General features: G+C 64.5%; 23 protein-coding genes. 10 read left to right on the top strand and 13 right to left on the bottom strand.

Going from position 1 to position 25,176, the window contains the following annotated elements:
- Positions 1-8: 8 nt before the first annotated feature.
- Complete coding sequence (locus tag LDN95_RS07035; RefSeq protein WP_226016948.1) at positions 9-851, top strand: type 1 glutamine amidotransferase; 843 nt, start codon at positions 9-11, stop codon at positions 849-851.
- 51 nt (positions 852-902) lie between these two features.
- On the opposite strand, the gene LDN95_RS07040 is transcribed toward LDN95_RS07035, so the two are convergent.
- Positions 903-1,775: a 3,4-dihydroxyphenylacetate 2,3-dioxygenase gene (locus LDN95_RS07040; protein ID WP_226016949.1), complete on the bottom strand. Its 873-nt coding sequence runs from the start codon at positions 1,773-1,775 to the stop codon at positions 903-905.
- A gap of 154 nt (positions 1,776-1,929) precedes the next feature.
- Between LDN95_RS07040 and LDN95_RS07045 the strand changes: the two genes are divergently transcribed.
- From LDN95_RS07045 to LDN95_RS07055, 3 genes are read left to right on the top strand one after another with little or no spacing between them, the layout of a single operon-like run.
- The gene (locus LDN95_RS07045) at positions 1,930-3,195 is read left to right on the top strand and encodes a cytochrome P450 (RefSeq protein WP_226016950.1); all 1,266 of its coding nucleotides are present in this window, start codon (positions 1,930-1,932) and stop codon (positions 3,193-3,195) included.
- Between the two features lie 20 nt (positions 3,196-3,215).
- Positions 3,216-4,532 carry a glutamine synthetase family protein gene (locus tag LDN95_RS07050; RefSeq protein WP_226016951.1) on the top strand — a complete coding sequence of 439 codons (1,317 nt, stop codon included), beginning with the start codon at positions 3,216-3,218 and terminating at the stop codon, positions 4,530-4,532.
- Positions 4,533-4,540: 8 nt separating this feature from the next.
- A complete protein-coding gene (locus LDN95_RS07055; protein ID WP_226016952.1) occupies positions 4,541-6,010 on the top strand; it encodes an aldehyde dehydrogenase family protein in 1,470 nt (489 codons plus the stop codon).
- A 4-nt stretch (positions 6,011-6,014) separates the two neighbouring features.
- Here LDN95_RS07055 and LDN95_RS07060 read toward each other — a convergent pair whose 3' ends face one another.
- From LDN95_RS07060 to LDN95_RS07095, 8 genes are all read right to left on the bottom strand, one after another.
- Positions 6,015-6,953, bottom strand: a complete 939-nt coding sequence (locus tag LDN95_RS07060) for an ABC transporter substrate-binding protein (protein ID WP_226016953.1) — start codon at positions 6,951-6,953, stop codon at positions 6,015-6,017.
- Between the two features lies 1 nt (position 6,954).
- Complete coding sequence (locus LDN95_RS07065; protein ID WP_226016954.1) at positions 6,955-7,821, bottom strand: TauD/TfdA family dioxygenase; 867 nt, start codon at positions 7,819-7,821, stop codon at positions 6,955-6,957.
- 23 nt (positions 7,822-7,844) lie between these two features.
- Entirely contained in the window at positions 7,845-9,179 is a 1,335-nt protein-coding gene (locus LDN95_RS07070) for an LLM class flavin-dependent oxidoreductase (protein WP_226016955.1), read from the bottom strand.
- Between the two features lie 89 nt (positions 9,180-9,268).
- Complete coding sequence (locus LDN95_RS07075) at positions 9,269-10,357, bottom strand: LLM class flavin-dependent oxidoreductase (RefSeq protein WP_226016956.1); 1,089 nt, start codon at positions 10,355-10,357, stop codon at positions 9,269-9,271.
- Positions 10,358-10,393: 36 nt separating this feature from the next.
- Positions 10,394-11,626, bottom strand: coding sequence for a rhodanese-like domain-containing protein (locus tag LDN95_RS07080; RefSeq protein ID WP_226016957.1), 1,233 nt, complete (start codon positions 11,624-11,626; stop codon positions 10,394-10,396).
- Positions 11,623-12,246 (bottom strand): cysteine dioxygenase, encoded by a 624-nt coding sequence (locus LDN95_RS07085; RefSeq protein ID WP_226016958.1) that lies wholly within the window; start codon positions 12,244-12,246, stop codon positions 11,623-11,625. The genes LDN95_RS07080 and LDN95_RS07085 overlap by 4 nt, the downstream gene beginning before the upstream one ends.
- Complete coding sequence (locus tag LDN95_RS07090; protein ID WP_226016959.1) at positions 12,243-13,031, bottom strand: ABC transporter ATP-binding protein; 789 nt, start codon at positions 13,029-13,031, stop codon at positions 12,243-12,245. The genes LDN95_RS07085 and LDN95_RS07090 overlap by 4 nt, the downstream gene beginning before the upstream one ends.
- Positions 13,032-13,064: 33 nt before the next feature.
- On the bottom strand, positions 13,065-13,847 hold the full coding sequence (locus LDN95_RS07095) for an ABC transporter permease (protein ID WP_226016960.1): 783 nt from the start codon (positions 13,845-13,847) through the stop codon (positions 13,065-13,067).
- 315 nt (positions 13,848-14,162) lie between these two features.
- Between LDN95_RS07095 and LDN95_RS07100 the strand changes: the two genes are divergently transcribed.
- Both LDN95_RS07100 and LDN95_RS07105 read left to right on the top strand, forming a co-directional pair.
- Complete coding sequence (locus LDN95_RS07100) at positions 14,163-14,996, top strand: LysR substrate-binding domain-containing protein (protein WP_226016961.1); 834 nt, start codon at positions 14,163-14,165, stop codon at positions 14,994-14,996.
- Positions 14,997-15,108: 112 nt separating this feature from the next.
- Positions 15,109-15,774: a peroxiredoxin-like family protein gene (locus LDN95_RS07105; RefSeq protein WP_226016962.1), complete on the top strand. Its 666-nt coding sequence runs from the start codon at positions 15,109-15,111 to the stop codon at positions 15,772-15,774.
- A gap of 62 nt (positions 15,775-15,836) precedes the next feature.
- Here the strand turns inward: LDN95_RS07105 and LDN95_RS07110 are convergent, their stop codons facing one another.
- On the bottom strand, positions 15,837-17,012 hold the full coding sequence (locus tag LDN95_RS07110; RefSeq protein ID WP_226016963.1) for an acyl-CoA dehydrogenase family protein: 1,176 nt from the start codon (positions 17,010-17,012) through the stop codon (positions 15,837-15,839).
- A gap of 302 nt (positions 17,013-17,314) precedes the next feature.
- On the opposite strand from LDN95_RS07110, the gene LDN95_RS07115 reads away from it, so the two are divergent.
- The gene (locus LDN95_RS07115) at positions 17,315-17,899 is read left to right on the top strand and encodes a nitroreductase family protein (RefSeq protein WP_226016964.1); all 585 of its coding nucleotides are present in this window, start codon (positions 17,315-17,317) and stop codon (positions 17,897-17,899) included.
- A gap of 101 nt (positions 17,900-18,000) precedes the next feature.
- On the opposite strand, the gene LDN95_RS07120 is transcribed toward LDN95_RS07115, so the two are convergent.
- From LDN95_RS07120 to LDN95_RS07130, 3 genes are all read right to left on the bottom strand, one after another.
- Complete coding sequence (locus LDN95_RS07120) at positions 18,001-19,359, bottom strand: FAD/NAD(P)-binding protein (RefSeq protein ID WP_226016965.1); 1,359 nt, start codon at positions 19,357-19,359, stop codon at positions 18,001-18,003.
- 210 nt (positions 19,360-19,569) lie between these two features.
- The gene (locus LDN95_RS07125; protein ID WP_226016966.1) at positions 19,570-21,927 is read right to left on the bottom strand and encodes a TonB-dependent receptor; all 2,358 of its coding nucleotides are present in this window, start codon (positions 21,925-21,927) and stop codon (positions 19,570-19,572) included.
- Between the two features lie 192 nt (positions 21,928-22,119).
- The gene (locus tag LDN95_RS07130; RefSeq protein ID WP_226016967.1) at positions 22,120-22,851 is read right to left on the bottom strand and encodes a c-type cytochrome; all 732 of its coding nucleotides are present in this window, start codon (positions 22,849-22,851) and stop codon (positions 22,120-22,122) included.
- Between the two features lie 141 nt (positions 22,852-22,992).
- Between LDN95_RS07130 and LDN95_RS07135 the strand changes: the two genes are divergently transcribed.
- From LDN95_RS07135 to LDN95_RS07145, 3 genes are read left to right on the top strand one after another with little or no spacing between them, the layout of a single operon-like run.
- On the top strand, positions 22,993-23,910 hold the full coding sequence (locus LDN95_RS07135; RefSeq protein ID WP_226016968.1) for a hypothetical protein: 918 nt from the start codon (positions 22,993-22,995) through the stop codon (positions 23,908-23,910).
- Positions 23,907-24,338 carry a DUF6152 family protein gene (locus LDN95_RS07140; RefSeq protein WP_226016969.1) on the top strand — a complete coding sequence of 144 codons (432 nt, stop codon included), beginning with the start codon at positions 23,907-23,909 and terminating at the stop codon, positions 24,336-24,338. Before LDN95_RS07135 ends, LDN95_RS07140 begins: the two co-directional genes overlap by 4 nt.
- Positions 24,335-25,171, top strand: coding sequence for a hypothetical protein (locus LDN95_RS07145; RefSeq protein ID WP_226016970.1), 837 nt, complete (start codon positions 24,335-24,337; stop codon positions 25,169-25,171). Before LDN95_RS07140 ends, LDN95_RS07145 begins: the two co-directional genes overlap by 4 nt.
- Positions 25,172-25,176: the final 5 nt, after the last annotated feature.

Raw genomic sequence — 25,176 nt, forward strand, 5'->3', positions numbered from 1 at the left:
GAATCTCCATGACCCGACTGCTGCTGCTCGAAGGCAACACCGCGGACAAGCGCGCCAGTGCGCGCGCGCTGCATGTGCGCAGTTCGAGCGAAATCTATGCCGAAGCGATCGCGGCGCACTATCCGGCCATGGCGCTGGATGTACTCAACGGCGCCGACCCCGGCGAGGCGATCCCCGGCGGACGCGGCTGGAGCGACTATGCCGGACTGGTGATTACCGGCTCGGCGCTGCACGCCTATGACACCGACTTTGCGGTGACCAACCAGATCGCACTGGTGGCCGAGGCTGCCGAGGCCGGGCTGCCGATCTTCGGATCGTGCTGGGGCCTGCAGATCGCCGCCATCGCCGCAGGCGGCGCGGTTGCCCCCAGTCCGAAAGGGCGCGAAGTGGGATTTGCGCGCAAGGTCGCGCTCAATGCAGCCGGTTGCGCCCATCCGATGTTCAGCGCCAAGCCAACAGTGTTCGACGCACCCTGCATCCACTACGACGAGGTCAGCGTTCTGCCGCAAGGCGCGATCCTGCTGGCCTCGAACGCGCACAGCACCGTGCAGGCCGCCATCATCGCGCTGGGGCGCAGCGAAGTGTGGGCGGTGCAGTACCATCCCGAGTTCGATTTGGACCAGCTCGCCCAACTCTATACGCTCTATGCCGACGACATGATCGCGCAGGGCTTCTTTGCCGATCTGACCGACCTTGCCTCCTATCGCGACAAGCTGGCAGCGCTGGGTGCCGCCCCGGACAGCGTGGGGCTGGCTAGGCAACTGGGCGTGGACAGCGACGTGACCGACGATCGAACCCGCCGGGCAGAGATCATCGCATGGATCGAGCACCGCGTGCTGGCTCAGGACTGAACGCGTGCGGTAACCGGGGGTAGGGCGACCTGCCCCGCCCCCGGCAGCCGATCAGTTCCAGCCCTGCTCGGGCTTGTCGAACCAGACATGCACCTGACTGGTGCCGGTCGCGTTCTCGTAATCCGAGAACTGGCGCCCCCTGGCCTTCCAGTCGCGTCCGCCGCAGGCCGCCGCCATCATCAGGTAATGGCCGAAGCGCGCCTCGGGCGCATGGCGCAAGTAATCGGGCATCGTGTCGATCACCGCAGCGTGATTGCCTTCGGCAAACCAGCGCAGCCGCTCGTAGTCGGCCTCACGCGCAGCCGGTGACGAGATGTGCACCGGGTCCGAAGCCTCATGCAGCGGTATTTCGCGGAACGGCCAGAACCGGTGGCTCATCGACCCGCTGGCGATCAGCACCACGCGCTTGTCGGATTCGGCGATGGCCTGACCTATGCCCGCCCCGACCTTGAGGAAATCCGCAGGTTCGGCGGAATAAGCGTGGCTGACCGTGACCCACTCCTCCTCGCCTTGCAGGAATGTGGACAGGTTCACCGTGGGATAGTGGATCGGCAGGCACGGATCATCGATCGGATTGGTGCGGACACCGTGTGCGGTCGCGCGCTCGGCCATCGCGGTGGCAAGGGCTGGGCTGCCTTTCAGATCATAGGGGATCTGGCGCATCCCGCGCGGCAATTCATCCGAGGTATAAAGCCCCGTACGCCGCTCGTGCGCGGCAATGCAGAACTCCACGATGGTGAACCAGTGCGAATCGAACAGCACGATCGTGTCGGGCTTCAGTATGTCGAGCACTTCGGTTTTCAGGCGGTGCAGCCCCGGCACCAGACTGATTTCCTTGCCCTCGTTAAGCGCGTAGCGATCTTCCTTGGACATCATGATGGTCGGCGCATGTGCGACCAGACCGGCACCGATGATTTCGCCCATGTGGCAGCTCCTTCAACCCGGACAGTTCGCGGGATCGACCGCCGCATTAAAGCCAGCGGCCCCCGACCAGAAGGCCCCCGCCGCACTCTGTCCGGTTCTGCCAAGTCCCCGCACCGACCCAGCGACTAGCACCGGATCAGGACAGGAGTATCCGATGCCGTTTCCATTCTCCCGCTCGACCGACCCGCATGTCGACCTGTCGTCGCTCGACGCCTTCAACGAAGGCGCGCCGTTTGCGACATTCGACCGGATGCGCCGTGAAGAGCCGATGGCCTGGTCAGAGATGGCCAATGGCGACAGGGGCTTCTGGTCGGTCACGCGCCATGCCGATCTGCTTGAACTCAACCGGCAGGCCGATCTGCTGTCGTCGGCCAAGGGTATCCGGATGGAGGACCAGACCGACGAGGAAGTGGAAGCGCGCAAGACCTTTCAGGAAAGCGATGCGCCGCACCATCGCGGCTTTCGCGCGCTGGTGTCCAAAGCCTTTGCCAAGGGCACGGTGGCGCAGTTCGAGGACCAGATCCGCGCGATCGTGACCGACCTGCTCGACGTGGCGCTGGCCGAGGGCGAGTTCGACGCGGTCGACCGGATCGCGCGGCGCCTGCCGATGCAGATGCTGGCCCAGATCATGGGCGTGCCGCAGGAGGACGGGCCGTTTCTGGTCGAAAAGGGTGACGCCCTGATTTCGAACGCCGACCCCGACTATACCGACTTCGTTGTCGATCAACTGGATGGCGATGCCTATCGGATGTTGCCGTTCCGCTCGCCTGCGGCCATCGAACTGTTCGACTATGCCAACGGGCTGCTCGACCGGATGGATGCGGGCGAACAGATCGGTGTGCTCAATCTGGTGCGCGAGCCGACGAGCACCGGCGCTCGCATGTCGCGCGATGAATTCCGCAACTTCTTCTGCCTGCTGGTCGCAGCGGGCAACGACACCACGCGCTATTCGATCTCGGCCACGATCCACGCGCTGGCCAACGATCCGGCCTTGCTGCGCCAGATTCAGGCTGACGACTTCACCGGCTGGGAGGCGGCGGCCGATGAAATGATCCGCTATGCCTCGCCAACCACGCACTTCCGCCGCACCGCCACCCGCGATTTCACCTTCCATGACAAGCAGGTGAAGGCGGGCGACAAAGTGCTGCTGTGGTTCATGGCGGGCAACCGCGATGCCGACGCCATTGCCGATCCCTACACAATCGACCTGACGCGCCCGCGCAACCCCTTCCTGTCGTTCGGTCAGGGCGGTCCGCATATCTGTCTGGGCATGTGGCTGGCCAAGCTGGAAGTGGCGATCGTGATGCAGGAACTGGCCAAGCGGCTGACCGCAATCGAGCAAGTCGGTGAACACGCCTTCCTGCGGTCCAACTTCATCCACGGCATCAAATATCTGCCGGTGCGCGTCACCGCGCGCTGATCGGGAGCACGCTGAACATCATGTCCCATTCCGAAGCTCCGCAGGCACCCGAGCGCGGCATCACGCGCTGTCGCATCCTGTTTGCCGATCAGCTCAATCTGGCGCGCGGCAAGTATGTACCGATGTCCGAGGCGCAGAAGGGCCACGCCCGCATGTGCGTAGGCACATTCGCGGTCACGTATGACAAGGCGCTGGTGGCGGCGCCCGGCGGCGGCATGCTGGACGGGCTGCCCGACATGGAAGTCCGCTTCGATCCCGCTGCCCTGCGCCCCTCGTGGGAGAGCGGCACCCAGATCGCGCTGGGCGAACTGCACTTCAAGGGCGAACCGTTCGCGTTGTGCGGCCGGACCGCGCTGGCTCGCGCCATTGCCGCCTGGCGCGCGCGCGGGCTTGACCCGATGATCGGCGTAGAGCTTGAAGCCTATGTCTTTCAACGCGATGCGCAGGGCGACTGGGTGCCCTACCAAACGCCCGGTGCGTTCGTTTATGGCACGGGTCCGTTCACCGATCCGGCCGGGCTGATCGACGATATCTGGGCCACCGCCCAGGCTTGCGGCATTCCGATTGAATCGATCAATGCCGAATACGATGCGCCGCAATTCGAGCTGACCTTGCGCTATGCCGATGCCATGAAGGCGGCCGACGACGCCTTCCTGTTCCGTCAAATGGCGCGCGAGATCCTGTACAAGCGCGGCTATCTGCTGTCGTTCCTGCCCAAACCTTTCGCCGACAAAAGCGGCAGCGGCCTGCATTTCAACCTCAGCTTCACGCAGGCCGACGGCAGCAATGTCTTTGCCGACGATATCGCCAGCGGCCGGTTGTCCGAGGTGATGAAGGGCTCCATCGCCGGGCTGATCCACCACCACGAAGCGCTGGCTGCGATCATGGCGCCTACCACCAACAGTTATGCGCGGCTGCAACCGGCCAGCCTGTCGGGCTATTGGGCCAACTGGGGCATCGACCATCGCAGCGTGACCGTGCGTGTCTCGGCCGAGACCGGCTCTGCCGCGCGGATCGAGCACCGTCTGGCCGATTGCGCCGCCAGCCCGTACTTCGCGATCGCAGCCTTGCTGCAGGCTGCGCTGCTGGGTCTGGAGCAGGGCTATCCCCTGCCCGGCCCCGAAACGAACGACGGGCTGGAAACGATCAACACCGACCGGCACACTCCGCATGATCTGGGCAGCGCGCTCGACGCGCTTGAGGCCGACACCGTGTTGAGCGCCGCCATCGGGGCCGATCTGATCGCCAACTACATCAGCATCAAGCGCGAGGAAGTGCGCATCGTCAGCGAGCTGCCGGCCGATGCGCACCGTGCCTATTACCTGCATTACATCTGAGGCTGGCCATGCACGAACGCATCGATATCGAGGGCATTTCCGTTTCCCCCGACCACTTCATCGACGGCAAGCGCGTGGGTTCGCCCACGACATTCGAAACGCGCTGTCCGTTCGACTGGCCGCGCAAGCTGGCCGATGTGGCACGTGGCGATGCGGCAACCGCCGATCTGGCGGCACAGGCGGCAAGCGCTGCCTTCCCCGGTTGGGCGGCGCTGACTGCGGCGCAACGCGGCGTCTACCTCCACCGGCTGGCCGATCTGATCGAGGCCAATGTCGAGCAGCTCGCGCTGATCGAATGCCTCGACATGGGGATGCTGCTGGAAAGCCTGCGGCTGCGGGTGATCCTGCGCGGCGCGGCAAATTTCCGCAACTACGCCGATCTGGCCAGCGCGCATGAAGAGCGGGTGTGGTCATCACGCGGGACGGCCAACCGCGTCATCCGCTCGCCAGCAGGCCCTGCGCTGATCATCACGCCGTGGAACGCGCCGTTCATGCTGTCCACATGGAAGTGCGCACCGGCACTGGCCGCTGGCAACACGGTAATCCTCAAGCCCGCCGATTGGTCCCCGCTTTCGGCATCGCTGCTGGCCGACCTGATCGAACAGGCAGGCTTTCCGCCCGGCGTGTTCAACATCGTTCAGGGCCTTGGCACAGAACTGGGCAATGCACTGACCGGCGATCCCCGGATCAAGCGCATCAGCTTCACCGGATCGGTGCCAACCGCGCGCGTGATCGGCAAGGCAGCGGCTGAAAACATCGTGCCCTTCACTGCCGAACTGGGCGGCAAGTCGCCGCTGCTGGTCTTTGCCGACGCCGACCTTGACGCCGCTGCCAGGAAGGCGGCCGGACAGTACGACGACAGCGGCCAGGTGTGCATGGCCGGCACCCGCATCATCGTGGAAGAGAGCGTCAGCGAAGCGTTCCTCGAGCGCTTCCACGCTTATACCGATGCGCACGTGATGGGCGACAGCCGTGACCCGGCCACCACGATGTCGGCGCTGATCCATCCGGTTCATGCCGCCCGCGTGCTCGGCTTCATCGATCGCGCGCGGACCGCAGGCGACACGATCGTGCGCGGTGGCAAGCGCTGGAAAGACGATGGCAACTGGATCGAACCGACGCTGATCGCGCCGCGCGACAACGCCAGCGAGGTCGTTCAGAACGAGGTCTTTGGCCCCGTCCTGACCTTCCAGACGTTCAAGGACGAGGCGGAAGGCATCGCGCTGGCCAACTCGACCGCCTATGGCCTGTCGGGCATCGTCTATACCGGCAGTGCCGAGCGGGCCGAGCGGGTCGGACGCGCGGTGCGCGGCGGCACGGTATGGGTCAACACCTTCCTGATCCGCGATCTGACCGCGCCATTCGGCGGGATCGGTATCTCGGGCATCGGACGCGAAGGCGGCGACTATGCGCTCGATTTCCACTCCGACCTCAAGACCCTGCAAATCCTTGAGGGGAGCGTCCGTAGCTCGCAGTGAACGGTCAGCCGATGGGTTGGAACGCCTGTGCGATCGGCCGATTGCCCTTGAATTCACCGGCATTGCGGAAGGTATCGAAGATGACCTGCTGGTCTTTGATCAGCGCGTCATCGATCGGTGTGCGGGCACGCCGCGCACGCTGGACAGTACCCAGCGCAATCGCTTCAGGCAGGCCGGTTTCACGGGCCAGCACTTTGGCAAATTCCGCGGTATGCCCTTGCGACCACTCCATCGCCCGCGCCTCACGCGCCAGGAAATCCTGCAGCAGCGGACGCTTGTCGGCGATGGCCTGTTCGTTGGCGACGTCAAAGCTGTTGCCCTGCGAATAGCTGCGGCCATCGACCACGATCCGCGCGCCTTCGGCCAGCGCCGCGACGGTATAGGGCGCCCACACCGACCACGCATCGACCGCACCGGTCTGCAGTGCGGCGCGGGAATCGCTGGGCGACAGGAACACGACCTTGACCGCATCGGCCTTGAGCCCGTTGGCCGCCAGCGCGCGCAGCACCAGATAGTGCCCGATGCTGCCATGCGTGGTGGCAACTTTCTTGCCGATCAAATCCTGCAATGACTGGAGCGGCGAACCCTTCGCGACGAGGATCGACAGCGTGCCTTCCTGCGGATCGGGCACGCTTTGCACCGCGACCGCCTTGATCGGGCTGCCGCTCTGATAGGCGAACTGGAACGGCGCATCGCCGATGAGGCCGAGATCGACCGCGCCGCTGCCCAGCGCCTCCAGCAGGTTCTGCGCGGCCGGAAACTCCGACCACTCGACCGTGTACCTAGCCCCTTCCAGCGCGCCAGAGGCGAGCAGCAACGCCTTGGTACCTCCCTTCTGGCTGCCGACACGCAACACGCCAGAAGCGCCTGCGCCCTTGCCACAAGCGGCAAGGGCGAGGAACGCGCCGGACGCGCCAAGAAGCTGACGTCGATCGAGGATCATCTTACAGGTCTGCCCACAACGGCTCATCAGCAATCAGGATACGGTGCAGTTCGCGCGGGAAATCGGCATAGTTGCGAACGGCGTAATGCACCGTGGCACGGTTGTCCCAGAACGCCACCGAGTTCTTGCGCCAGCTGAAGCGCACTTGCAGTTCGGGACGCTTGTACTGGCGCAGGATCTCGTCGAGCAAAGCCTTGCTTTCCGACAGTTCGACACCGAGAATCTGCGGCTGCTGCGAGAAGTTGACCCACAGGATCTTCTGCCCGGATTCGCGATGGGTGCGCACGACCGGATGCGCAACGATCGGATATTCCTGCCCCACCGCCTTGAGCGCGCCGAGGAAGTTGTGCGTCACGTGAAGGCCTTCAAGCCGCTGCTTGAGCTCGTCCGAAAGCGCTTCGTAGGCAAGGTTTGCATCCACCCAGATGGTGTCGCCGCCCTGTTCGGGCAGGTTGATGTCGCGCAGCACCGCACCCCAGGTCGGCACCAGCCGCCAGCTCGTGTCGGTGTGATAGGCATCGCCCGAATCCAGCACACGCTTGAAGCGGTCGCCGTATTCGCGCTCATCACGTGCGGCGATCGAATGGATCGCGGTATTGCTGGACTGATGGTGCGTTGTCGGATGGGTATAGAGCGGGCCGAACTGCCCGGCAAAGGCCGCGTGCTGTTCGGTGGTCAGCGGCTGATCGCGGAAGAAGATCACCTTGTACTTCACCACCGCCGCACGGATCGCCACGCGCTGGGCGTCGGTGATCGGTTGCGACAGATCGACGCCCGACACTTCGGCGCCGATGGTGGGCTGCAACGGGGTGATGATAAGACCGGCGGTGTCGATTTCAGCCGGGTTTTCGAGTGCTTGGGTAGCCATGGCGGAACAATCCTCTCTCAGGCTCAGGCCGCGGTGCGGTGGAGGCGGGCGGCGGTGTAGCGGTTGACGGGCTTTTCCAGCCCGAGCGTTTCGCGGAACGTCGTGCCCGCGTAGTCGGTCTTGTAGATGCCGCGCGCCTGCAGGATCGGCACGACCTGATCGACGAAGATGTCGAGCTGTCCGGGCAGGCTTTCGAACAAGTTGAACCCGTCCGAGCCGCGCTCGTTCAGCCACAGTTCGAAGCGGTCGGCGATCTGTTCGGGCGTGCCGACAAAGCTGCCGCGCGGAGTGGCGGCACGCAGCGCGATTTCGCGCAGCGTCAGCCCCTCATCGGCCAGTGCCAGCACCCGTGACGAGGCGCTTTGATTGCTCTTGTGCCCTTCGGCGGCGACTTCGCGCGGGAACGGTCCGTCGGGATCATAAACGCTGAAGTTGTGATCGTTGAAACCGCGTCCCAATGCGCGCAGGGCATTTTCAAGGTTCACCAGCCCGGCCAGTTCGTTGTACTTCGCCTCGGCCTCGGCCTCGGTCGATCCGACCACCACCCGCGCGCCGGGGACGATAAATACCGAATCCGGATCGCGCCCGAAGCCGCGCGCCCGCGCCTTGATATCGGCATAGAAGGCCTGGCCTTCCTGCAGGCTTTCCTGATGGGTAAAGATCGCCTCGGCATGCTTGGCGGCAAAGTTGCGCCCGTCCTCGGACGATCCGGCCTGAAAGATCACCGGCTGGCCTTGCGCACTGCGCGAGATGTTGAGCGGACCCTTGACCTTGAGGAACTCGCCCTTGTGGTTCAACTCGTGCAGCTTGTCGGGATCGAGGAACTGGCCTGTTTCCTTGTCACGCACCAGCGCATCGTCTTCCCAGCTGTCCCACAGCCCCTTCACGACATCGAGGTATTCCTCGGCCAGGCGATAGCGCACGTCATGCGCCAGATGTTCTTCCTTGCCATAGTTGGCGGCGCTGCCTTCCAGCCAGCTTGTCACCACGTTCCACCCGGCGCGGCCGCCGCTGATGTGGTCGAGCGAGGCGAACTGGCGGGCCAGATTGAACGGTTCGTTGTACGAAACGGTCGAGGTGGCGACCAGACCAATGTGCTCGGTCACTGCCGCCAGCGCCGACAGGATGGTCAGCGGTTCGAAGCGGTTGAGGTAGTGCGGGCTGGAGCGGGCGTTGATCGACACGCTGTCGGCCACGAACAGGTAGTCGAACTTGCCGCGTTCGGCCACCTGCGCCTGCCGCTTGTAGAACGGCAGGCTGGTGCTGGCATCGACTTGCGCATCGGGGTGGCGCCAATCGTCCCAGCCGGGGCCGACGCCGTGCAGAATGAAACCAAGCCGAAGCTGTCGTTTGGACATCGAACCCTCCTGAATACTGTCAGAAAAGGGCTACTCCCCGGCCGGGTGGAGAGGCCAACGCGGATGGCTGATAGCTAGTCGAGTTTCGCTCAAGCCGCCTCGGTCTTGCGCTGCTGGTCGGCACGAGCGACCCGCTCGCGCACCACCGGCAGCAGGTGGTCGCCATAGTCGATCGCATCGGCCAGCGGCTCGAACCCGCGGATCAGGAAGTGGTCGATGCCGATGTCGTAGTATTCCAGCATGGCGTCGGCGACCTGCTCGGGCGTGCCGACAAGACCGGTGCTGTTGCCTGCCGCGCCGGTCAGTGCGGCAACGCCGGTCCACAGGCGGTTGTCGCGGCGATTCCCGGTAGCAGTTTCGAGCAACCGCAGCGAGCCCGCGTTGGGCGGACGGTGGCCGCTGGTGGGCAGGCCTGCCGCTTCACGCGCTGCGCGCACCTGATCCTCGATCTCGTTCGCCTTCTTCCAGGCGGCTTCCTCGGTATCGGCGATCACCGGGCGCAGCGACAGCGAGAAGCCCGGCTTGCGGCCATAACGCGCTGCCGACTGGCGCACCTGCCGCAGCGAATCCGCCACTTGCTCAAGCGTTTCGCCCCACAGCGCATAGACATCGGCATGGCGGCCGGCCACGTCGATCGCCTCGGGCGAGGAACCGCCGAAGAACACCGGCAGGTTGTCGGGCTTGATCGCGCTGAAGCCCTGACGCACTTCATAGAAGCGCCCCTTGTGATCGAACGGTTGCGCGGCGACCCATTCCTGCTTCAGGATGTCGAGGTATTCATCGGTGCGCGCATAGCGCTGCGCCTTGGTGCTACCGACATCGCCATCGCGGGCCATTTCCTCGTCCGCGCCGCCGGTGATGATGTGCACCGCAATGCGCCCGCCGGAAAGCTGGTCGAGCGTTGCCAGTTGCCGTGCGGCCAGCGTCGGCTGGGTGAAGCCGGGGCGATGCGCCACCAGAAAGCCCAGCTTGGTGGTGATCGCCGCAGCATGCGCCGCCACGATCTGGCTTTCAGGCGAGTTGGAGCCGAACGGGATCAGTACGCGGTCGAACCCGCCCGCTTCCTGCGCGCGCGCCGCCTGATCGACATAATCGCGATCAAGGATGCGGCTGCGCGTGCCGCCGTGGATTTCCGAGGTGTTGTTGAAGCCGATGTAACCGATGAACTTCACGGGCATGGGATGGTCCCTTTCCTGCCGAAATCAAATGACAAATCAGATGACGTAAAAGCCGTGCGTGCCATCACGGCGAAGCTGTTCGACCAAGCCGTATTCCCAGTCGAGATAGGCCTGCATCGCGGCAGCAGCAGTGTCGGTGCCCTCGTAAGGACGCTTGTAACGGCCCTCGGGCCCGCGCGGTGGCGGCGCGCCGTCAGGCCCGGTTTCGAGCGCCACGCTGCCCGGCCAGTCGAGCACCAGCACCTCCCAGCCAAGCTGCGCCAGCCATGAAGCGGTCATGTCGGCGCGGGGGCCAAGGTCGTCGGCCAGCACGATGCGGGCGCCGCGTACCGGGGCGAAATGGTCGGTTTCCTGCACAAGTTGCCCGCCTTGCGCGTTGCGGAACCCGGGCAGATGCCCCGCGCCAAAAACTTCGGGCAGGCGCACGTCGTATTGATAAAGTGTGCGGTCGGTCTGGCCGCGCAAGTGCTGCAATTCGGCCCAGCCGATGTGCCGCACCCCGGCGCGATAAGATACCGCGCGCGCCTTGCCCCGCGCCTCGTCGGCAAAGTCACCTTCGGGTTCGGGGGCGCGGCGCTGCTGGCCGGTATCGAGCCCTTGCCCCGCCAGCGTCCAGCCGATGGTGCCGTTGCGCAAGGCAAAGACCTTGTTCGGCAGCCCTGCGTTGATCAGCGACTGTGCGCCGATGATCGAACGGGTGCGCCCGGCGCAGTTGACGATGATCGTGGTGTCCGGATCAGGCGCCACGGCGCGCGCGCGCAGCACCAGTTCGGCGCCGGGCGTACTCACCCCGCCGGGGATCGACATCGTGGCATATTCATCGAACCGCCGCGCATCGAGCACGGCAATATCGGCCTTCTCGTCGATCAAGGCCTGTACGTCGGGCGCGGGCAGCGAGGGCGTATGGCGGTTGTGCTCGACCAGTTCGCCAAACGCCTTGGAGTACGAATTCACGTCCTCGAACAGCTCGAACCCGGCATCGCGCCAGCCGCCAAGGCCACCTTGCAGCGCATGGGCATTGGTGAAGCCCAGCGCGGCCAGTTGCGCCAGCGCGGGTTCTACCAGGCCTTCACCATTGTCATAGACCACCACAGGCGCATCAGCGCGCGGCAGCCGCCAGCGCGCCTCAGCCTCAAGCCGCCGCAGTGGGATCTGTGCGGCGAACAGGGGATGAGCGCGGGCGAAATCGGCTTCCTCGCGCAAGTCGATCAGGGCGATCTCGCTGCGCGCCAGCAGCGCATTGCGGATATCCTGCGGGGTAACGCTCATGCTTTTGCGGACCTGTCCCAAAGATTGGGCACCACCGTGTTGGCATAGCCCGAAATGAAGCGCTTGGGGGTGCCGTCAGGCGCATAAGTCGCGCGTTCGACCGCACCGATGTTGCCGCCATAAACGTGGATCGAGATCGACGGGCGATCCGGCTCGGCATTGGTCACCCGGTGGATATCGCCAATCCGCGGGCTGACCGCTTCCACCTGCCCTGGCAGCAGAAGTTCGGGTTCACCAAGGCTGGCGAGCGCACCATCGGGTTTGCGGACGAAACGCTCGGCACTTTCTTTGCCACGCAACATCCCGACAAGCCCCCAGACGCGGTGATCGTGGATCGGCGTGCCCTGTCCCGGTCCCCACACGAACGAGACCACGCTGAACCGCTCGCGGCTGTCGCAGTGGAGCAGATATTGCTGATACCGATCAGGGTGCGGGACCGCGAACTGATCGGGCAGCCAATCGTCATGTGCAACCAGTCGCGCCAGCAGCTTGGCGCCCGATTGCAGGATCTCGGCTTCGTCGCGCGTGCTGGCGAGCAGTTCCGCAAGACTGGTCACGAACCCGCGCAAGCGGGCGATGCCGACGCCGGTGTCGCTTTCAGGAGCAAGCGCAACGCTCATGCGTGAACGCTCTGCGGGAACGGGATGACGCCATCGGATGCGCTGTTGCCGCCCAGAATGCCCAGCAGCTTTTCGCGCAAGGGCCGGGTCAGGTCGCCGCGTTCACCGCGCGCGATCTCGATCCGCTCTTGCGCCGCGATACGCCCTGCATCGAGCACGAGGATGCGGTCGGCCAGCGCCACCGCTTCGTCCACGTCGTGCGTGACCATCAGCACCGCCGGACGGTGCGCACGCCACAGGTCGAGCACCAGCCCGTGCATCTTGATGCGGGTCAGCGCATCGAGCGCGGCAAACGGCTCGTCGAGCAGCAGCAGTTTGGGTTCGCGCACCAGCGCGCGGGCCAGCGCCACGCGCTGCGCTTCGCCCCCCGAAAGCGTCAGTGGCCAAGCATCGAGCCGGTGGCCAAGGCCCACTTCGCGCAGCGCCGCTTCGGCACGTTCGCGGATATCGGCGCCTTTGAGCCCGAGCGCGACGTTGCGCCATACTTTCTTCCACGGCAGCAGGCGGGCATCCTGAAACACCACTGCGCGCGACGTCGGCACCCGCACATCCTGTCCGGGCGCGCTGTCGAGCCCGGCCAATGTACGCAGCAACGTGGTTTTGCCCGAACCCGAACGGCCCAAAAGCGCTACGAACTCGCCAGGCGCGACGTCGAGGTCGAGCCCCTTGATGATCACATTGTCGCCGAACGCGCGGGTAAAGCCACGCAGGCGAACGACCGGCGGCTCTGCCGTGATGATCGGCGCCGGAGCGGCATCGGACAGGAAACTGAGACGAGCGTCCATGAGTTCAGACTCCATCGGGATCAGGCCCCGCAATCATTGTTCCACAAGGCTGGGGCGCCAGACCAGCGCGCGACGCTCGATCAGGCGGACCAGCCAGTCGGCACCAAGGCCAAGCACGGCATAAACCATCAGGCACACCACGATGATGTCGGTGCGCAGGAAATCACGGGCGTTGTTGATCAGATAGCCGAGGCCCGCAGAAGCATTGATCTGTTCGGCCACCACCAGCACGAGGATCGAGATCGACAGCGAATAGCGCAGGCCGACCAGCAGCGAAGGCAAAGAGCCGGGCAGGATCACGTGCCAGATCAGTTCGGCCTGACTGAGGCCAAAGCTGCGCGCGCCTTCAAGCAGGCGCAGATCGACGCCGCGAATGCCGCTGTAAAGGTTCAGATAGACCGGAAACATCGAGGCGAACGCGATCAGCGCGACCTTGGGCGTCTCGCCGATGCCGAACCACACGATGAACAGCGGCGTCAGCGCCAGTGTCGGGATCGTGCGCTTGATCTGCATGATCGGATCGACCGCCGCTTCGCCACGCTGCGACAGGCCCGCGATCAAGGCCAGCACGATGCCGACGGTGACACCGATCACCAGACCCAGCGCCGCCCGCCCGAACGAGACCGCAAGATTGACCGGCAGTTCGCCCGATACGACCATGCCGAACAGCGTTGTCGCGACAGCCGACGGCGCAGCCAGCGTGCGCTCGGGAATCAGGCCCGTGCGCGAACCCAGTTCCCACAGGCCAAGGAACAGCAAAGGAGAGAACCAGCGCGAGGCGCTGATCCGGGAGGCGATTTGCGTTGGCGATGCCATGCGGAATCACTTTCTCGAGAAAAGTCGGATCAAGCCAATACCTTAAAGTCTACTTTCTCAATTGAGTTTTTCAAGCGGGGTATTTGGCGCACTCATAAGCAAGCGTAACAGCGGCAAAAAATGGGCAATCCCGGCCCCTTGGGCGATGGGGTCGGCAGCTTGCAGAGCCTTGATAAACGAAAAGACTTGCTTTGCCTCACTAAATGTCTACTTTTTTGATTGATAATCATTCGGCGCTTATGAGACCGGCTCAACCGATGCCGGCGGACCACCGCAGCGCCCCCCGTCGCTCACGCAAACCATGGTGCCCCCACAATGCCGGTCAATCTGCCGACAAACCTCCTGCGCAGCTTCGTCGCGATCGTTGATACCGGTTCGATGCTCAACGCCTCGGAGAAGGTTTTTGTCACCCAATCCGCGCTCAGCCTGCAGATCAAGCGGTTGGAAGAACTGCTGCAGCAATCGCTGTTCCACCGCGACGGTAGGCGGCTGACGCTGACCCAAGCGGGCGAACTGATGCTCGACTATGCGCGCAAGGTGCTGACTTTGCACGACGAGGCAGTGGCCGCGGTGGCGTCCGGGTATTTCGCAGGCCCCGCGCGGATCGGCATGGTTCAGGATTTTGCCGAAATGCTGTTATCGGGCCTGCTCGGCCAGTTCGCCGAACTGCACCCTGAAGCGCAGATCTATTCGCGCATCGCCGGGACCGCCGAACTGCTGGGCTTGCTGGAGCGCCGCCAGCTCGACATCGTGCTTGGGTTTGCCGCGCCCAGCGACCCGTCGGCCGTCGCCCATGCGCCGATGGCCTGGTACGGCGATGCCGCGCTCATCGCGCGCGAAACGATCCCGCTGGCCGTGCTCGAAACTCCCTGCCGCTTCCGCGAAGCCGCGATTCGCGCGCTTGAGGATGCCGGCAGGCCATTCCGCATCACAGTTGAGACCCCCAACCTCACCACGCTGCGCGCCGCGGTACAGGCTGGCCTTGGCGTCACCTGCCGGACGCATCTGTTCAGCAAGGATGAACCGCTGGTCGATCCTTCGTTGCCACCATTGCCGCGCGTTTCGTGTATTTTGCAGACGGCCACCGGACTTGATGCGGCCACCGCGCGGCTGGCTGAACTGGCGCGGCAGACGGTCGCCGCGCTCTGATCGACACCACCTTTATGACAAACACTCAACCGGCGCCCTGCGCTTCTTGATGTTGCGCGGGCGGACGGCTGCCTACCTCTGAGCTGTATCAACGCAGCGGAGAGGTGTGCGCATGTCGATCAAGAGCCTGGCCGAACGGTTTGCCGAATTGCAGGCCGAACGCGACCGAACCTGGCCCCCCGAACAGCTTGCCAAGAACGCCAATCAGCGGCGCGTGCTGGTCGAGCGCCACGATCCTGCGGCGCTGCCCAAGGCGGGCGACCGGGTCGAGCCGTTCACGCTGGTCGATGTCGATGGCATCCACGTGCCCAGCACCGACATCCTTGCCAATGGCCCGGCGGTGCTGGTGTTCTTCCGGTTTGGCGGGTGTCCGGCGTGCAACCTTGCACTGCCCTACTACAACGAAACGCTCTATCCGGCGCTGTCGGCAGCGGGGATTCCGCTGCTGGCCATCAGCGTGCAAATCCCGGTCGACAAGGGGCCGACCGAACGGCACGGGCTGAATTTTCCGACATACGCCGATCCGGGCTATGCGCTCAGCCGCCAGTTATCGCTGTCGTTCCTGCCCGAAGATCAGCCGATGCCAGAACCGGGCAAGCCGTGGTTCGGTGCGACGCTTGGCACCAACAGCTATGAAATCGCCCAACCGGCGGTGATCGTGCTGAATGCCGACCACACCATCCGCTTCATCGACATCAGCCCCGACTGGCTGGTGCGCACAGAAGCCGCTGCGGTTCTGGCGCATCTGCCCGAAACGGCGCAGGCCCAAGCTGCCTGATCAGGCCGGATCGACTTCCGCCGGGTCAGCCAGAACGGCCCGGCGGAGGACGATATAAAGCTTCAGGCAAGTCCGAGTCCGGCTTTGCCCGCGCTGATCAGCACGGTGTCGGCCTGCGGCGAGTGAATCCGGCTGCACAACACATCGCGATAATGGCGTTCAAGCGGATTGCGCCGGCTGATGCCGGGGTTTCCGGTCAGTTCCAGCCCGATTTCGACCGCACGGATCGCATTGGCGTTGGCGATGTGCTTGATCAGATTGACCTGAACTCCGTTGGGCGCCTGTCCCGCATCGGCCGACGCGGCGGCGGTTTCGATCAGAACGCGGTTGGTGTGCAACAGCGCCTCGATCTCGCCGAACTTTTCCTGCACGCGCGGCAGCGTGGCCAGCGACGCGCCAAGGTTGGTCGGCACCCGCTCGTTGAGATAACCCGCCAGCCAGTCGCGCGCCGCACGGGCCACACCGTCATAGATCGTGGCGATCGCCAGCGCATTCCACAGGAAGGCGCCCTGATCCTCGCCGGGCTTGGGCAGCCAGTCGAGCGGTTCGCGCACGTCGACGGCATGGTCAGCAGGAATAAGGGTGTCGGTGAACACCACTTTGTGGCTGACCGTGGCGCGCATGCCCAGATGATCCCATTCGGGCACGATCTCGATCCCCGGACTGTGTGGGTCGACCAGAAACGTGCCCAAGCGCGCGGTCGGGTCGTCTGTGCGGGCCCAAACCGCAAACCAGTCGAGCCCGGTCGAGCCGGTCGAATAGATCTTCTCGCCGTTCAGCACCCAGCCGTCGGCGGTGCGCCGAGCGGTCGTTTTGGGCAGGCCACCACGCACCGGCGTGCCGAGTTCGGGTTCGACCCGGAATGTCCCGATCAGACCGCGCCCGGCAACGGCCTCGCGCGCCAGCCGCTCGTACAGTCCACGGTCCCACCGCCCGTTCTTTTCAGGCGAGGCATGGAACGCAAAGGTCATGAACAGGATCAGCGCGGTCGAAGGCTCACCCTGTGCCACCGCGCTCAACACCCGCAGCGCATCGACGAAGCCCGCCCCGCCGCCGCCCAGCCGGGCATCGACGGTCAGTCCGAGCAGGCCTCCGTCTGCCAGAATCGCGAAGTTTTCCTCGGGAAAGCGGGGGTTGCGATCATACTCCTCGGCCCGTTCGGCGAGCGCGCGGGTCAGCGCGGCAAGTCCTTGCGGCGAAAGATCGGGGCGGTGGGCGATCGCTGCCTGAGTGGCCATGACAAAGCCTTTGTCAAAAGGGTTATGGTTCGCAAAAGAGGATTCCGGCGGTCCCGACGCGCGGGCCTGCAATATTCTCAACGCTATTAATAGAGTTAAGCCGTTGCAAGCGAGAAATGCTTGACAGGCCACCTGAAATTTGAGGCTTTGGCATGGCGTCTGGCAGATATGTGCACCTATCGTGGAGCCTCAAGCGGGTATAAGCGATTGTCGCTTGGACCGAGGCCGCGCGCACGCCAAGCGCCTGACCAACGACCTTTCGGATTCCCCGTTCCCCCAACCCACAAAGGGAAAAACCACCAATGCCCCGTTCGACCCACCGTGATGTGCTGCCCTTGTTCCTCGACCGCTGGTCGCCCCGCGCCTTCGATGGCTCGCCGATCGATCAGGCCACCTTGTTCACGCTGTTCGATGCCGCCAGTTGGGCCCCGTCGGCATTCAACTACCAGCCCTGGCGCTTCGTCTGGGCGCTGCAAGGCGATGCATCGTGGGACGCGCTGCTGGGCCTCCTCCTGCCGTTCAATGCTGCGTGGGCGGGCAAAGCCAGCGCGCTGGTGTTCGTGCTGGCTGACAAGCTGATCGTGCCGCCCGGCTCGGATCAGGCCCAGCCCGCCACTACCGCCAGCTTCGATGCCGGTGCCGCTTGGGCGCAACTGGCATTGCAGGCGCACCATCTGGGTCTGGCGACGCATGGCATGGCCGGATACGACCATGCGCGCGCGCCCGAAGTGCTGGGTGCCGGTGATCGCTACACCGTCGAAGTCGCCATCGCCATCGGCCGTCGTGGTGACAAGGCAAGCCTGCCCGAAGCGTTGCAGGCCCGCGAAGCCCCGAGCCCGCGCAAGCCGGTGGAAGAACTGGCCTTTGCCGGACGCCTGCCTGCTTGAACCGGGAATGGCCTGAACCGGGACTGGCCTGAACCGGGACTGGCCTGAGCCAGAATTGGGACGCAAGGCCGCTGATCCTTTCGGGTCGGCGGCCTTGGCGTTCAATCCTCGCCGCTGCCGGTTCGCCTTACGACGGTATCCTTGCCCGCCAAAGTGCGCGCCAGCTCCCAGACCTGATGGCGGATATCGGGAACGGCGATGATCTCCCACGCTGCCCCCTTGGTCAGCGGTCCGGCGGCAAACACCCGCCTTGCCGCCGCCCCTGCGCGATCCAGCACACGCCACTGCGGATCGACATCCAGCCCCAGCCGGTGCGCATCGGCGCGCAAGGTGCCGCGCTCCAGCAGAGTGCCGAGCAGAGGCTGGCGGACTTCGGCAATGTCACCTTCCGGGCCGGTGCAGTTGATCACGCGCGCGGCATGAAACACCTGTCGGCCGTCGGTCCCGCGCGGACGCCAGGCGACGGCGACTTCGCCATCGTTCGCCTGTGCCGACACGATCCGCCCACCGGCAAAGTTAAGCCGCCCGGTCGCTTCCTGTGCCGCAAGCTGCTGGGCGATCGCCGGTGCCAGCCGATGGCGATGAACATCCCAATAAGGGCGCAAGTGACGCAGGAAGGCCGCCTGTGAGCGCGCGGAATGTGCTTGCCACAAGGTCCGCGTATGCGGTCGCAACTCGTCGACGGCCTGCCACCAGCCAACCGCCTTGGCCCGGTTGCGGGTCGCCCGGATCAGCGCCGTCCCGCGCTCTGGCGGGATCGGCACGACGCCAAGGTCAGGTCCAACCGGCAGATGGCTGCGCGGGTGCAGCCCCCGGCGCGACAGTGACAGGACCGGGCCGTAGTGGCCCTGCCTGGTCAGCGACAGGATCACGTCGACCGCCGTCAGCCCGGTACCGACCAGCAGCACCGGAGCATCGTTTGCCAGCCCGGCAAGCGCATCGGTGGCCCACGGATCATTGACCGCAAGGCGCGCGGGCAGTCCGCTCAGCACACCGGGCAGACGCGGCGGGAAATTGCCAAGCGCCAGCACGGCCGCGCTGCCGACGATCTGCGCACCATCCTGCAAGGTCAGGACCACGCCGTCGGCTTGCTCGTGCAGATCGACTGCGGTGCCGGGGCGGATGGTGAGGCGATTGCCCGCCGCTGCCAGCGACTTGACCAGCAGCGCGTGCAGGTATTGGCCATAGGCGAGCCGGGGCACGAAGCGGTTGGCCTGATCGAGCGTGGAGAAACCCATCCAGCGCAGGAAATGCTTGGTGTCGTCGGGGAACGCGCTCATGTTCGAGGCGCGCACGTTGAGCAAGTGCTCGCTATGGCGCGTGCCGAACGCCAGCCCCTTGGCCAACGCGGCCTCGTCGCGCTCGATGAGGATGACGCGTCCACCCAGCCGGACAAGATTGATGGCCAGCAAAGTACCGCTGAAACCACCGCCGATAATCAGGACGGGAGCATCTGTCATGACCACGATGCGCTGCAATACCGGCCCGGCCACGCCGCGCGGGATTGGATCAGCGCCACCTCCCTGAAGCTTGAAGTAACAAAAGCCTGAACACGATCGCCAAGCTGTTGCAGCCCTAACGCGCAAACGGCTCTAACTCAACCAATAAAGTTGAGTTAGAGCCGTGGCGATCGGAAAGCGGCAGCACCCGCAGCGGCTACCGCATGCCGATCAATGGAACGACTTGGTCACCGTGACGTTGAGCGTCCGCGGCTCGTTGTACGCGAGGTAGTAGAGCGGATACTTGCCCGCGTTCGAGGGCGAGTAGCCACCGAACTGACCCCGGCGCAGATTGAACAGGTTGCGCACGCTGGCGCCCACGCTCCAGCTGTCGTCGGCGGCGGTATAGTTGATCGTGCCGTTGACATAGGTCTGCGCGCCGACCGCGATCTGCGGGGTATTGTAGATGTCGGGGAAGCGGCGCGATTCGTACTGCGCATCAGCGCCGACGCGCAGCGCACCGGGAATGTGCAGCGGCAGGCGGTAGTTGATCGATCCGCCGAACTGCCATTCGGGCGCGTACGGGAAATCAAGCCCGAGCAGCGTCGTACGGCCTGCAACATTGGCCGGCAACGTGGCCGTGAAGGTACGATACTTGGTGCGCAACCACGCTGCGCTGCCGGTGATGTTCAGCCCATCGACCGGCGCGAGAGTGAGCTCTGCCTCTGCCCCCCACGACGCCGCCTTGCCCGCGTTGATCAACTGGTTGGTGACCACTCCAAGCGCAGCGGTCGACGTCGCGCGGACCTGGAAGTCCTTGATGTCGTTGTAATAGGCTGCAAGATTGAAGGTAGCCTTGCCGCCGAACAGGCGGGTCTTGAGGCCGGTTTCATACGTGGTGGTCAACTGCGGCAGATAGGGCGTGCTCGACCCGATCGCGCTTACCGAGCGCAAATCGTAGCCCCCGCTCTTGAAGCCTTGCGAAAACGAGGCGTATTGGAACACGTTCTTGTTCCAGTCGATCTGCACACCCAGCTTGGGGGTGAAGCGCGAGAAGCTCTTGGGATCGGCGGTCACGTCATAGCTGGCGAGGGTGGCCGCAGCACTGGCGCCCGTCGGATATTGCACGAAGAACTGATCGGGGTTGTAGCCCCAGTCCTGCGGGTCGTGCAGCCCCCAGCTGCGCCCGGTCTGGCCGATGTTGTGGAACTTGCGCCGGTCGGTCGTCCAGCGTCCGCCAACCGTGAAGGTCAGGCGGTCGGTGGCCTTGATGTTGGCCTGACCGAATACCGCCCAGCTGGTCGTATCCAGCCAGTTGTTGGTGTGCGTGACGGTGCCGACATCGTCGAGCGGCGAGCCGGCTGACTGGCTGAGCCGGTGATTGTGGAAGCCTTCCTTGAAGAAGTAGAGGCCCGCCACGAAGTTCCAGCGATCAAATTCGCCGTTGAGGTTCAACTCCTCGGTGAACTGCTTCTGCCAGAACAGCGCCAGACTGTCGCCCTTGATCGCGGTCACGCCATCGTTGTCGTAATAGATCGGACCATGCAGGCCACGATAGGCCGTCACCGACTTCACCGTGAAGTGGTTGTCGATCTCGTACTTGGCGGTCAGCGATCCGCCATAAGTGGTGGTGCGGTTGTAGGGCAGCGTGTCCGACCATGTCAGGTTCGGGTCTGTCGCCTGGCCGCTGCCGGGAATGCCGTTGGGCTGGTTGACCGGAGTGTAGTAGCTTTGCGATCCGCGGTCGAACATGGCATCGCCCGCCAACGTCAACGTAAAGCCCGGCGCGACTTGCGACTTCAGCTTGCCGCGCACCACCCACAAATCGATGTCATTGACATCGCGGTCCAGCGGTACGCTGTGTTCCCACCCGTCGCGGGTGTGACGGATTACGGTCAGCGCGCCGTTGAGTTTGTCATCGGCCAGAATCGCGCCGTTGACCCGCGCCTTGACGTCGATGTTCTTGAAACTGCCATAGCTGGCAGACGCATCGAGCGAAGGCGCTGCAGTGGGATCCTTGGTGATGAAGCGGATCGCGCCCGCGCTGGAGTTGCGACCATAAAGCGTGCCTTGCGGGCCGCGCAGCACTTCCACGCGCTCAAGATCGGGCGTGTCATAGAGCGAACCCACCGTGCGGGCGAGGTAGACGTCGTCGACATAGACCGCCACCGCCGGCTCGGGGTATGTGTCGATCTCGCCGATACCGCGGATCGAATACTGCTGCGTGGTGTAGGCGGTCGAACGCTTGGGCGCCAACAGGCCCGGCACGCGCCCTCCCGACAGATCGCGGAAAGTCGAAATCTGCTGCTGGCGGATGCTGTCCCCGCCGATTGCGGTCAGCGCGATCGGCGTACGCTGCAGGCTTTCGGGCCGTTTTTGCGCGGTGACGATGATTTCGCCGACGCCGCTCTGCCCGGACGCATCGGGCGCGGCACCGTCGGCAGCAGGCGCGGCGGGTGCAGGCGCATCCACAGCCGGAGCTGATGGGGCGGCAGCCAGAGCGAAGTGCGGGAGTGACGCGGCAAGTACCAGCGCGGCACTTGCAAGAAAACGCCCACGCCCGAGGGCGGGCGAGCGATCAGATTGCATGGAATTCCCCTGATTACCTTGTGAGATCTACAAGACATCGAACCGAAGCTCAGATCCGCCAAAACGGATCGGCTTCTTGGGGAACGCCCTATTGCAGCACCGCCGATATTTCTTACAATTCCTGCCCGAAATGATATTAAATCGAAAAATATCAGTTATTTAAATAAAGGGTTTATATTCCCTCATAACCCGTCAGATGTATTTGCGCGACTTGGCCCGCGACAGGACATAGATCGACAGGTCGCGCACCTGCTGCGGGGTGAGCTTGCCCGCAAAGGCCGGAGAAACACCGGCCCGCCCTTCGACCACACTGGCTGCGATCGATGCGCGGTCGTGCCCGTAAAGATAGGTTTCGGGCCGCGTCAGATCGGCCGAGCCGGTGGCCGTATCGCCCCAGCCCTGCACGGTATGGCAATCATAGCAGCCCCCCTCGCCTTCGAACGTCTCTTTGCCCAGCGCCAGTTGCTTTTCGTCGTGCGGCTGGCCGCCCAGCTTGAGCACATATTCGGTCACGGCGGCGACTTCGTCGGGCTCAAGGCTGTGGCCGACGCCGAGCGCTGGCATCGAGGCAAGGTTGCGTGAGCGCGGATCGCTGGTGCGGATACCGTGCAGAGTGGTGAACGCGATGTCCGATGGGCGGATCAGGAACGTGTCGATATCGTCCCCGCCGAACAGCCAGCGGCCATCTGTCAGATCAGGCGTGTGCGCCGCAGCCAGCCCCTTGGCATCGGCCCCGTGACACGACGCGCAGTGCTGCTGGTACACCGGTTCACCCGCCTTGATCGCCTGCGCGCGCTTGGCGGGGTTCGCCCAGACTGCATTGAGCGAAGGGCCCGCCCGCTTGCCACTGGCAGGTGCGGCAAGTGCAAGGGCGAAAACGCCGACCGCGCTGGCCAGCACTCCGATGGAAAGACGCTTTTTCATGGGTGACACACCGCCCTATCGACCGAACCGGGTCCAACCAGTAATGCTCAACGCCAATCAAGGAATTCTGGATTTTCGCTGGCATGGTCGGTCGGCACAAGCCGGACGATAGGCGGGAGTCCCCGCGCAGGTAAAGCAACGATGTCAGATCACATTCTTGTCCGCACCGGACTGCGATGCGCCGCGGCGTTCACCTTTTCCGGACTTGCTCTTTCCGGACTGGCCATTCCCGGCAGCGCCATTGCCGCCGAGGCTCCCCTGTCCAACCCCAAGCCGACCAAGGCCGACTGGGCAGCGATCGCCGATCTTCCCGACCTTTCGGGCGTGTGGAGCCCCGGCCCGCTGGATCGCTACGTCCCCGGCAGTCCCGAGGCACCGCAATGGCTTCCTGCCATCGCCAGCCAGATCGACAAGCTCAAGCAGCTTGATGCCGAAGGCAAGCCGCAGAACATCTATACCAACTGCCTGCCCGAAGGACTGCCCAGCAGCGTCACCCAGACGCTCAACGCGGTCGAGTTTCTGGTCACGCCGGGGCGGGTCACGGTGCTGGGTGAATTCGACGGCAACCGCACCCGCCGCATCTGGACCGATGGTCGTCCGCACCCCGCCGATCCCGACCCATCGTTCAGCGGTCATTCGATCGGCCACTGGGAGGGTCAGGCGCTGGTCGTCGATACGGTGGGCATCCTGCCCGAAGTGTTTATCCCGTTAAGCCAGGGCGTGGGCTTTCCCAACAATGGCGGCATGCACGTGGAAGAGCGCATCGCGCTGACCGGCCCGGACACCCTCAAGGTCGATCTTGTGGTCCATGCGCCCAAGGTTCTGGCTGCGCCCTGGCATGTCTCGCGCACGTTCACGCGCCATCGTGACCGCAGTTACGACATCGTCGAATCCTCATGCCGTCAGGGCGATTTCTTCGAAGACACCGATGCCAACGGCAATGCGGTGTTCAGCCCGATTCCCAAGGACGCAGGCGGCGCGCCCGTCCCGCCCGACCAGCCGAATGCAGCCCCACCTGCCGCCTCACCCGCCGTGTCTTCACCCGGAGCCCATCGATGAATTCCCGTTCCATGTTACGCGCAGCGCTTGGCGCATTGGCCCTCTTGCCATTGATCGGTGCGCCGCTGGCAACCCCGGCGCTGGCGCATCACAGCTTTTCGATGTTCGACCCGTCCAAGCCGCTCAAGTTCGAGGCGACCGTGCGCAACCTGCAATGGACCGCGCCACACGCGATCCTGTGGGTCGATGCGCCGCAAGTGGGCAGCTACGCCCCCGGCCTGTGGTCGCTTGAACTGCCGACCAGCCCCGCCAACCTTGCCAAAATGGGCTGGTCGCGCGCGTCGGTGAAGGCGGGCGACAAAGTGGTTGTCGAAATCAATCCGATCCGCGACGGTCGGCGCTCGGGCCAGTTCAAGCGCGGCGTGATCGTTGCCACTGGTCAGGTTCTTTCGATTGGCGCAATTCCCGGAGCCCAGCCCCCCAAATGACCTTGCGCAACCGCCTGTTCGCCGCCGCATCGGCCGCTGCCCTGACGCTCGTGTCGGCCATCGCCGTCGCGCAAACGCCCCCGGCCGATCCGGTCTCGCCCGCGCCGACAGCTGCCGACTGGGCGGCCATCGGCAAGCTGCCCGACTGGACCGGCACATGGGTGCCCGACATCTCCGATCAGGTCCGTCAGATCACGACCAACCCGGTGCCGTGGAAGCCCGAGGTGCAAAAGCAGGTCGATTTCTGGACCAATGAGGAAAAGGAAGGGCGTCCGCGCGGATTGCTGCTCGATTGCCTGCCGCATGGCATGCCCAGTCTGGCGCTGATCACGCACAACGCTTCGGAGTTCCTGTTCAGCCCGGGCCGGGTGACACTGCTGGGCGAATCGGACGGCAACCGGTTGCGCCGGATCTGGACCGATGGGCGCAAACTGCCCGACGATCCGGACCCCAGCTTCCACGGCTATTCGGTCGGCCATTGGGAAGGCGATACGCTGGTGGTCGAGACCAAGGGTATCCTGCCGCAAGTCTACTTCGCGATCAGCGAGGCGGTGGGCATCCCGACCGGAGGCGATACGGTGATCCACGAACGCATCCATCTGATTGCGCCCGATACGCTGGCCGATGATCTGGTGATCGAGGCGCCGCACATCCTGACGCGCCCTTATGAGACGCGCCGCCTGTCCTATCGCAACCGCAAGCGCAGCTATGAAATCGTCGAAGGCGTCTGCCGCCAGGGCGATTTCGAGGAAGCGACTGACAAGTGGGGCAACCCGGTCTACAAAATCACCCACCAGCAGGATGGCAACATCCTGCCCCCACCCGTGAAATGATGAGC

The sequence above is a fragment of the Novosphingobium sp. FKTRR1 genome (genome assembly GCF_020404405.1).
GTDB lineage: Bacteria > Pseudomonadota > Alphaproteobacteria > Sphingomonadales > Sphingomonadaceae > Novosphingobium.

What these genes read in the sequence shown, in the direction of transcription:
- LDN95_RS07045 (WP_226016950.1), top strand. Translation starts at nt 1,930, where the DNA reads ATGCCGTTTCCATTCTCCCGCTCGACCGACCCGCATGTCGACCTGTCG.
- LDN95_RS07075 (WP_226016956.1), bottom strand. Translation starts at nt 10,357, where the DNA reads ATGCCCGTGAAGTTCATCGGTTACATCGGCTTCAACAACACCTCGGAA.
- LDN95_RS07070 (WP_226016955.1), bottom strand. Translation starts at nt 9,179, where the DNA reads ATGTCCAAACGACAGCTTCGGCTTGGTTTCATTCTGCACGGCGTCGGC.
- LDN95_RS07130 (WP_226016967.1), bottom strand. Translation starts at nt 22,851, where the DNA reads ATGAAAAAGCGTCTTTCCATCGGAGTGCTGGCCAGCGCGGTCGGCGTT.
- LDN95_RS07060 (WP_226016953.1), bottom strand. Translation starts at nt 6,953, where the DNA reads ATGATCCTCGATCGACGTCAGCTTCTTGGCGCGTCCGGCGCGTTCCTC.
- LDN95_RS07065 (WP_226016954.1), bottom strand. Translation starts at nt 7,821, where the DNA reads ATGGCTACCCAAGCACTCGAAAACCCGGCTGAAATCGACACCGCCGGT.
- LDN95_RS07145 (WP_226016970.1), top strand. Translation starts at nt 24,335, where the DNA reads ATGACCTTGCGCAACCGCCTGTTCGCCGCCGCATCGGCCGCTGCCCTG.
- LDN95_RS07115 (WP_226016964.1), top strand. Translation starts at nt 17,315, where the DNA reads ATGCCCCGTTCGACCCACCGTGATGTGCTGCCCTTGTTCCTCGACCGC.
- LDN95_RS07040 (WP_226016949.1), bottom strand. Translation starts at nt 1,775, where the DNA reads ATGGGCGAAATCATCGGTGCCGGTCTGGTCGCACATGCGCCGACCATC.
- LDN95_RS07085 (WP_226016958.1), bottom strand. Translation starts at nt 12,246, where the DNA reads ATGAGCGTTGCGCTTGCTCCTGAAAGCGACACCGGCGTCGGCATCGCC.
- LDN95_RS07120 (WP_226016965.1), bottom strand. Translation starts at nt 19,359, where the DNA reads ATGACAGATGCTCCCGTCCTGATTATCGGCGGTGGTTTCAGCGGTACT.
- LDN95_RS07110 (WP_226016963.1), bottom strand. Translation starts at nt 17,012, where the DNA reads ATGGCCACTCAGGCAGCGATCGCCCACCGCCCCGATCTTTCGCCGCAA.
- LDN95_RS07050 (WP_226016951.1), top strand. Translation starts at nt 3,216, where the DNA reads ATGTCCCATTCCGAAGCTCCGCAGGCACCCGAGCGCGGCATCACGCGC.
- LDN95_RS07125 (WP_226016966.1), bottom strand. Translation starts at nt 21,927, where the DNA reads ATGCAATCTGATCGCTCGCCCGCCCTCGGGCGTGGGCGTTTTCTTGCA.
- LDN95_RS07100 (WP_226016961.1), top strand. Translation starts at nt 14,163, where the DNA reads ATGCCGGTCAATCTGCCGACAAACCTCCTGCGCAGCTTCGTCGCGATC.
- LDN95_RS07095 (WP_226016960.1), bottom strand. Translation starts at nt 13,847, where the DNA reads ATGGCATCGCCAACGCAAATCGCCTCCCGGATCAGCGCCTCGCGCTGG.
- LDN95_RS07140 (WP_226016969.1), top strand. Translation starts at nt 23,907, where the DNA reads ATGAATTCCCGTTCCATGTTACGCGCAGCGCTTGGCGCATTGGCCCTC.
- LDN95_RS07055 (WP_226016952.1), top strand. Translation starts at nt 4,541, where the DNA reads ATGCACGAACGCATCGATATCGAGGGCATTTCCGTTTCCCCCGACCAC.
- LDN95_RS07135 (WP_226016968.1), top strand. Translation starts at nt 22,993, where the DNA reads ATGTCAGATCACATTCTTGTCCGCACCGGACTGCGATGCGCCGCGGCG.
- LDN95_RS07090 (WP_226016959.1), bottom strand. Translation starts at nt 13,031, where the DNA reads ATGGACGCTCGTCTCAGTTTCCTGTCCGATGCCGCTCCGGCGCCGATC.
- LDN95_RS07035 (WP_226016948.1), top strand. Translation starts at nt 9, where the DNA reads ATGACCCGACTGCTGCTGCTCGAAGGCAACACCGCGGACAAGCGCGCC.
- LDN95_RS07080 (WP_226016957.1), bottom strand. Translation starts at nt 11,626, where the DNA reads ATGAGCGTTACCCCGCAGGATATCCGCAATGCGCTGCTGGCGCGCAGC.
- LDN95_RS07105 (WP_226016962.1), top strand. Translation starts at nt 15,109, where the DNA reads ATGTCGATCAAGAGCCTGGCCGAACGGTTTGCCGAATTGCAGGCCGAA.